This is a genomic window from Streptomyces sp. MBT53 (assembly GCF_016654115.1).
Taxonomy (GTDB): Bacteria; Actinomycetota; Actinomycetes; order Streptomycetales; family Streptomycetaceae; genus Streptomyces.
Genome location: NZ_JAEQAZ010000044.1, coordinates 68,781 through 76,396 on the forward strand (window position 1 = coordinate 68,781; position 7,616 = coordinate 76,396).

The 7,616-nt window shown below is 70.0% G+C and carries 6 protein-coding genes; 5 read left to right on the forward strand and 1 reads right to left on the reverse strand.

The features are described from left to right. The first annotated feature begins 108 nt into the window (after positions 1 to 108). From JHN45_RS18280 to JHN45_RS18295, 4 genes are all read left to right on the forward strand, one after another. Positions 109 to 1,737, forward strand: a complete 1,629-nt coding sequence (locus JHN45_RS18280; RefSeq protein ID WP_201049752.1) for an MFS transporter — start codon at positions 109 to 111, stop codon at positions 1,735 to 1,737. Positions 1,738 to 1,806: 69 nt separating this feature from the next. Next, positions 1,807 to 2,055, forward strand: coding sequence for an Atu4866 domain-containing protein (locus JHN45_RS18285; RefSeq protein ID WP_201049753.1), 249 nt, complete (start codon positions 1,807 to 1,809; stop codon positions 2,053 to 2,055). A gap of 12 nt (positions 2,056 to 2,067) precedes the next feature. Beyond that, positions 2,068 to 3,615: a Na+/H+ antiporter gene (locus JHN45_RS18290; protein WP_201049754.1), complete on the forward strand. Its 1,548-nt coding sequence runs from the start codon at positions 2,068 to 2,070 to the stop codon at positions 3,613 to 3,615. Positions 3,616 to 3,670: 55 nt separating this feature from the next. After that, complete coding sequence (locus JHN45_RS18295) at positions 3,671 to 5,047, forward strand: amidohydrolase family protein (protein WP_201049755.1); 1,377 nt, start codon at positions 3,671 to 3,673, stop codon at positions 5,045 to 5,047. Positions 5,048 to 5,093: 46 nt separating this feature from the next. Here the strand turns inward: JHN45_RS18295 and JHN45_RS18300 are convergent, their stop codons facing one another. Then, positions 5,094 to 6,167, reverse strand: a complete 1,074-nt coding sequence (locus tag JHN45_RS18300) for a glycosyl hydrolase family 18 protein (protein WP_201049756.1) — start codon at positions 6,165 to 6,167, stop codon at positions 5,094 to 5,096. A gap of 232 nt (positions 6,168 to 6,399) precedes the next feature. Between JHN45_RS18300 and JHN45_RS18305 the strand changes: the two genes are divergently transcribed. Next, positions 6,400 to 7,596: an IS110 family transposase gene (locus tag JHN45_RS18305; protein ID WP_307783129.1), complete on the forward strand. Its 1,197-nt coding sequence runs from the start codon at positions 6,400 to 6,402 to the stop codon at positions 7,594 to 7,596. Positions 7,597 to 7,616 lie beyond the last annotated feature (20 nt).

The following is a 7,616-nucleotide window of genomic DNA, read 5'->3' on the forward strand; positions in this document are numbered from 1 at the left end:
CGGCTGCTTCTGACCGGCAGGCACGACCGGCGTACCTTCTTCCTCGACCGGTCACCTTCCCGATCGCCCGACCGCCCGACTGCCCGACCTCGCTCCGGGAGCAGCACCATGACCGTCAGCGCCAGTACGACGACCGGGGGCACCGCACGATCCGCCTCGGCCTGGGCACCGTTGGCCCGTCCCGTGTTCCGGGCCCTGTGGATCGCCCAGTTCGTGTCGAACATCGGCACCTGGATGCAGACGGTCGGCGCCCAGTGGCTGCTCCTCGGGCACGGGGCGACCATGGTCACCCTGGTGCAGACGGCGTCGAGTCTGCCGATCGTGCTGCTGGCGCTGCCCTCGGGTGTCCTGGCCGACCGGTTCGACCGGCGGGGGCTGCTGCTGGTCGCGCAGTTCGCGATGTTCGCCGTGTCGGCGGTGCTGACCGTGCTCGCCTTCGCGGACGCGCTGTCCGCCGTACCGCTGCTCGCCCTCACCTTCCTCCTCGGCTGCGGTACGGCGCTGATGGGGCCGTCGTGGCAGGCCATCCAGCCGGAACTGGTGGACCGGGAGCAGTTGGGGCAGGCGTCCGCGCTCGGGGCGGTGAACATGAACCTCGCGCGGGCGGTCGGTCCGGCGCTCGGCGGTGTCGTGGTCGCGGCGGCCGGCGCGGGGTGGGTGTTCGGCTTCAACGCGTTGTCGTTCCTCGGGATCGCGGCCGTACTGCTGCTGTGGCACCGTCCGAAGACCACTGTCCCCGCCGCCGAGCGCGAACGGCTGCTGACCGCGCTGTACGCGGGCCGCCGCTACGTTTGGAACGCTCCAGGCATCCGCCGCGTCCTGCTGCGCACCGCCCTGTTCATCCCCGGCGCGGCGGCACTGTGGTCCCTGCTTCCGCTGATCGCCGCCGACTCACTCGGCATGGGGTCGGGTGGCTACGGGCTGCTGCTCGGCGCGGTCGGGTTCGGCGCGGTGGGCGGCGCGTTCGCACTGCCGTGGCTGCGCAGGCGCCTCGGCATCAACGGCATCCTGGCCGCCGGTGCCGTCGTGTTCGCCCTCGTCCTGCTGGTCCTCGCCACCGTGCACATCACCTGGCTCGCGGTCCTCGTCCTGCTGCCCGCCGGGGTCGCCTGGATCGGCGTCCTGTCCACCCTCAACGCGGCGATCCAGACCCGGCTCCCCGGCTGGGTCCGGGCCCGCGGACTCGCCGTCTACCTGCTGGTCTTCCAGGGCGGCCAGGCGGTCGCGGCCCCCGTGTGGGGCGCCCTGGTCCAGTGGCTCGGCCTGACCACGGCGCTCCTCATCGGCACCGCCGTCATGCTGGTCAGCGCGCTCACCCTCCGCCGCTGGCGGCTCTACGGCATGGAAGGCATCGACCCCACCCTGTCCGACCACTGGCCCACCCCGCCGCTGTTCTTCGTGCCCGGCCCCTCCGATGGACCGGTCCTGGTCTCCGTCGTCTACCGCGTCGCACCGGACGACAGTCCCGCGTTCGTCGAGGCGATGGACAACGTCGCCCGCTCCCGCCGCCGGACCGGAGCGCTCACCTGGGGCCTCTTCCAGGACGGCAACGAACCCGGCCGGTTCATCGAGAACTACCTCGTCGGCTCCTGGGCCGAGCACCTCGCCCAGCACCACAACCGCCTCACCACCACGGACCGTTCCTTCGAGGACAAGGCCCGCGCCCTGCTCCTGCCCGGCACGAGCCCCGAGGTGACGCACGCCTTCGACGCTGCCGCCGTAGGACCGGTCCACTGAGGGTGGGTGCCGGACACCCAGGAGAGGCGTGGCCTGGTTACGCCCTCGCGGGAACGCGACCGTGGAGCCATGAACACGAACGCAGCACCGCACCCCTTCGTCGGCATGTGGGTCACCGCCGACGGCCACATCCGGCAGGAACTCCTGCCCGACGGCCGCTACGACGAGGCCCGCGGCAGTCGGCAGTGCGCCTACACCGGCAGCTACACGGTCACCGGCAACCACATCGACTACGTCGACGACACCGGCTTCACCGCCACCGGTGACGTCCGCGACGGCGTGCTCTTCCACGAGCACCTCGTGCTGTACCGCGCGTAACCCGGTACGGCCATGGACAGCCTCGAACTGATCGTCGTCGTAGCGGTCGCCGTCCTGCTGATGGGCTGGCTGTCGCGGCGCACCGGCCTGAGCGAACCCCTGTTGCTGCTCGGCACGGGCGCTCTCGTGGGGCTGACTCCGGCCTTCGCGTCGTTCGCGCTGTCCCCGGACGTCGTCCTGTTCCTCTTCCTGCCCGCGCTGCTGTACTGGGAGGCGCTGACCTCCTCGGTGCGGGAGATCCGCAACAACTTCCGCAGCATCGCGCTCCAGTCCACCGGTCTGGTCCTCGCCACCGCCGTTGCGGTCGCCGCCGTGGCCCACGCGCTGGGCTACGGCTGGCCGATCGCCTTCGTCCTCGGTGCCGTCCTCGCCCCGACGGACGCGGCGGCCGTCGCCGCGGTCGCCAGGGCCATGCCGCGCCGCATCCTGACCGTGCTGCGCACCGAGAGCCTCCTCAACGACGGCACCGCACTGGTCCTGCTCGCCGTGACCATCGACGTCGTCACCGACGAGCACCCCTTCTCCTGGTCCGGCACCGCGCTCGCCTTCGTCACGTCCTACGCGGGCGGCATCCTCATCGGCGCCGCCGTCGCCCTGCTCCTGATCCCGGTCCGGCGCCGGCTGCCCGAGCCGCTGCTGCACAGTGTCCTGAGCGTCGCGACGCCCTTCCTCGCCTATCTTCCCGCCGAACTCCTGCAAGTCTCCGGTGTGTTGGCGGTCGTCGTCTGCGGTCTGGTGGCCGCCTGGTTCGGGCCGCGGGTCATCGGCTCCGAGGCCCGTATCCAGGCCGTCGCCTTCTGGGAGGTGGCCAGCTATCTGCTCAACGGCGCCTTGTTCGTCCTCGTAGGCATCCAACTGCCCGCCGCTGTACGGGCATTGACGTCGGTCTCGCTGCTGCAGGCGGCGACAGCCGGTCTCGCCGTGAGCGTGGCGGTGCTCGGCACCCGGCTGCTCTGGTTCTACTCGGTGCCCTATCTGGTACGACTCCTCGACCGGCGCCCTCAGCAACGGGACCGCCGGATCACCGCCCCGCAACGGCTGCCGCTGGCCTGGGCCGGAATGCGCGGCGCGATCTCGCTGGCCGCCGCGCTGACCGTGCCCGCCACGACCGCCGACGGGCAGGTCGTCGGACAGCGTGACGCCGTCGTGTTCATCACCACGGTCGTCATCGTCGTCACCCTCACGATCCTCGGGCCAACCCTGCCGGCCATGGTCCGCCGGGCCCGCTTCCCGGCCGACGCGGACAAGAGCGCCGAACTCACCCTCGCCCGCTGCCGGTTGAGCAGTGCTGCACTCCACGCCCTGCCGGAGTTGGCCGCGCGGTTCGGGGTGCCCGAGGAGGACACCGCGCGCATGGTCCAGGACATTGAGGACCGCACCGCCCCCGCACCCGGCTCCGCGCACCGCCGCGAGAGCGTACGCAACCTCCAACTCGCCCTGCTCCAGGTCAAACGCGACACCCTCACCGACCTGCGCGACAGCGGCCGGATCGACGACATCGTCCTGCGCAGCGTGCAGGAAGTGCTCGACGTGGAGGAAGTCCGCCTGGGCCGTCGCTGAACCGCCCCCGTGAATCAACTCGCCACCGTCTCAGCCCTCTTGAAAGGGGACCCCCATGAACACCCACGACACTCTCGCCCGGCTCCGCCGTCAGTCCGCCGACCCCGCCCGCCGCATCCTCTTCACTGGCGCGACCATCGTCACCATGGACCCCGAACTGGGCACACTCCAGGGCGACTTGCTCGTCGAGGGTGACACCGTCGCCGCGATCGGACCCGACCTGAGCGCGGAGGGTGCGGTGGTCGTCGACGCCTCCGGCGCCATCCTGGCCCCCGGCTTCGTCGACACCCACCGGCATGCCTGGGAAGCCCAGTTGCGCCGGATCATGCCCGACGTCGACGACCTCGGCGGCTATGTGATGACCACCCTCGCCGGGTACGCCACCGTCTACCGGCCCGAGGACATGTACATCGGCACCAGACTCGCGGCGCTCACCGCGCTCGACAGCGGGATCACCACGATGCTCGACTTCTCGCACAACTCCCGTACCCGCGAACACTCCGAGGCGGCGATCGAGGCCCTCCGCGACACCGGCATCCGTGGCGTTCACGCCTCCATGGGCCCGCACTTCGGGGACTGGGACCGCCAGTGGCCCGCCGACCTGACCCGCCTCAAGGACCGGTACTTCAGCAGCGACGACCAGCTCCTCACCCTCCGCCTGGCGACCCTGGCCACCGACGCGATCGCCGGCCCCGCCCTCACCTACGGCCCTGAACTCGCCCGCACCGCAGCCGACTTGGGCATCGGTGTCAGCGTCGACGCGGTCTTCGGCGAGGCGTCTTCACGGGCCGTGCTGTCCTGGGCCGAGCACGGCTTCCTCGGCCCCGACGTCACCCTGATCCACGCCACGGGTCTGACCGCCGAGGCGTGGAAGGCGATGGGGGAGTCGGGTACGACGGTCGCGCTGGCCCCCACCTCCGACGCGCAGATCGGACTGGAGACCGCGATCCCCGCCGTGGACGAGGCACTCGCCGTCGGCATCCGCCCGGGCCTGAGCATCGACGTCGAAGTCGCCCTCGCCAGCGACCTGTTCACCCAGATGCGGGCGCTGCTCGCCATTCAGCGGATGCGCGCGGTCAACGCCGCCTACGGCACCGGCGGCGAGCTCTCTCGCATCACCACGCGTGACGTCCTCGACTTCGCCACCCTCCAGGGCGCCCGGACCAACGGGCTCGGAGATGTCACCGGCTCGCTGACCGTCGGCAAGAAGGCAGACCTGCTGATGGTCCGGGCCGATGACCTCAACAACATGCCGCTCAACGACCCCATCGGGACACTGGTGTTGGGCTCCGACGCCCGGAACATCAGCGCCGTGTTCGTCGACGGGCAGCCGCGCAAGTGGGACGGGCGCGTCCTCGACGTGGATCTGCCCGCCCTGCGCGCCGAGGTCAACGCGTCCCGCGATTACGTCCTCAACACCCCGTCCGCCTGACGGGAGTTCGGGGCGCTCCCGGGAGCGCCCCGAACCCTCGCTCACGTCAGTTGGAGAACCAGGGGTTCCCGCCGCCCAGCGACCACACCGAGACCTTGGTGACATCGAGGCCCTTGAGGACAGCGAGCTTGCGGTCCATGGCGACGCTGTCGACGTAGTCGTAGAGGACACCGCCGGAGGTCCAGCGGATCTCGCCCGAGGACGCGTCCCGGCGGCTCTCTATGGTCGCCGGGTTGCTGGAGAAGCCGGGGCTCTTCTTCATGTCGCTGAACTGGATGTTGCCCGTAACGGAGTTGAGGTCGCAGGGGTCGGGGGCGCTGTAGCCGTAGGAGGGCACGCCGATGATCAGGCGGCCCGGGTCGGGGATCTTGCTCTGCGCGTACTTGGTGACCTTCTTCAGCCAGTCGTAGGGGCTGATGGGCAGGCAGCGGGTGCCGGCGGCGGTGTCGAACTCCTCGTCGTACGCCATGATCACCACGTCGTCCACGCCGGTGGCGGCCACCGCCGCGTAGTCGTAGAAGGCGGCGTCCTCCGTCATCGCCGGTGCGTCGACCTGGAGGCGCTTGCCCTTGGCGTGCAGGGCGGTCGCCAACTGCCCAAGGAACGTCTTGTAGTTGGTGAAGTCGGCGGTGCTCCAGGACCAGTAGTCCTCCAGGTCGACGTCGACGCCGCTGAGCCCGGCGTCGCTGACGAGGGAGGTGACCTTGGAAAGGGCAGCCGTACGTTTGGCGTTGGTGCTGACCAGGGCGTGGACGTCGGCGGTGGTCATGCCGGAGAGCGTCGGGTACTGGTAGGCGGAGTGCGCCTTGAGGTCGGCGACGTTGGCCGCGCTGTAGGTGTTGCAGCTGCCGTTGGCGGTGGTCTCCAGGGTGACCGCACCGTTGCTGCCGACCGACCAGTACTCGGGGTTGAGTGCGCCGTTCTTCACCCTGTTGTCGGCGTACTCGCTCTTCGCGGTGCAGGTGGAGTCGCCCGTCGAGCCGGGGTACAGCCAGGTCTGGAGCTGGACGCCGGAGGTGGCGGAGGGGCTGGCGCCGGCCGGGACCGAGGCCGTACAGGCGAGCAGCGTGGTGACCGTGGAGGCCACGACGCCGGTCACGGTGAGTGCGTGACGGAACATGAGCGGTCCTACCTTTCAAGGGTGGTTGCTCTGGTCATTCGTAAGATCGGAGGGCCCAGGGGTTCTGGGTATGGCTGTCATGGCGGCGCCGTTGGCAAGGCTCAAAGGACTTGGCCGCCCGGAACCCCGCGACGACTCGACCGCCAATTGGGAGACGCGACCCGATCGCTGCTGTAGGACAACGTCGGCGAGGTCGTCTGCGGGTGACTTGTGAGACGGCAGGCTGACGGAGGTGACCGTGCCCGAGATCTGGGCCGGAGTGGACATCGGCAAGGAACATCACCACTGTGTGGTGATCAACGCGGACGGTGATCGGCTGCTGTCGCGCCGGGTCCTCAACGACGAGAGCGAGTTGCTCCAGCTCATCGGCGACGTCCTGGCGATATCCACCGACGTGCTGTGGGCCGTCGACCTCAACCACGGTGGCGCCGCCTTGCTGATCGGCATGCTCCTCAGCCACGACCAGCCCATGGCCTGTCTGACCGGCCTGGCAGTTCACCGCGCCTCGGCCACCTACAGGGGCGAAGGCAAGACGGACGCGAAGGACGCCTTCGTCATCGCCGACCAAGCACGCGTCCGTCGCGACCTCGGCCTGCTGCGGCCCGGCGACGAGATCGCCGTGGACCTGCGCACGCTGACCAACCGGCGCCTGGACGTGGTCTTCGACCGCACCCGGCAGATCAACCGGCTCCGTGCCCAACTCCTTGAGATATTCCCCGCGTTGGAGCGATCCCTGGAACTGGTCAACAAGGGGCCGGTCATGCTGCTGACCGGCTACCAGACCCCGGCCGCGATCCGTCGCGCCGGCGTCAGGCGCATCGAGACCTGGCTGAAGAACCGCAAGGTCCGCAGCGCCGCCGCACTTGCGAAGACGGCCGTAGAGGCGGCCCAGGCCCAGCAGACCGCGCTGCCCGGCGAGAAGCTCGCTGCCGCCATGGTGGTCCGCCTCGCGAAAGGGGTGATGGCCCTCGACGAGGAGATCGCCGAGCTCGATGCCCTGATAGAGGCCCGGTTTCGCGAGCATCCTCACGCCGAGGTGATCCGCAGCCTGCCCGGCATGGGGGCCAAGCTCGGCGCCGAGTTCATCGCGGCGACCGGCGGCGACATGGACGCCTTTGGCAGCGCCGACCGCCTGGCCGGCTTCGCCGGTCTTGCCCCACGGCCTCGCGACTCGGGCCGCGTCAGCGGCAACCTGCGCAGGCCCCGGCGATACCACCGCGGACTGCTGCGGGCGATGTACCTGTCGGCGATGGTCAGTATCACGACGTGTCCCGCCTCCAAGGCGTACTACCAGCGCAAGAGAAGCGAGGGGAAGGGCCACAAGCAGGCCCTGCTCGCTCTCGCTCGCCGAAGGCTCAACGTCTTGTGGGCGATGCTCCGTGACGGACAGTGCTATCAAGGTTCACCTCCCGTCACGGCTGCGGCTTGACATCACGATTGGGAAGTCCT

What these genes read in the sequence shown, in the direction of transcription:
- JHN45_RS18280 (WP_201049752.1), top strand. Translation starts at nt 109, where the DNA reads ATGACCGTCAGCGCCAGTACGACGACCGGGGGCACCGCACGATCCGCC.
- JHN45_RS18285 (WP_201049753.1), top strand. Translation starts at nt 1,807, where the DNA reads ATGAACACGAACGCAGCACCGCACCCCTTCGTCGGCATGTGGGTCACC.
- JHN45_RS18290 (WP_201049754.1), top strand. Translation starts at nt 2,068, where the DNA reads ATGGACAGCCTCGAACTGATCGTCGTCGTAGCGGTCGCCGTCCTGCTG.
- JHN45_RS18295 (WP_201049755.1), top strand. Translation starts at nt 3,671, where the DNA reads ATGAACACCCACGACACTCTCGCCCGGCTCCGCCGTCAGTCCGCCGAC.
- JHN45_RS18300 (WP_201049756.1), bottom strand. Translation starts at nt 6,167, where the DNA reads ATGTTCCGTCACGCACTCACCGTGACCGGCGTCGTGGCCTCCACGGTC.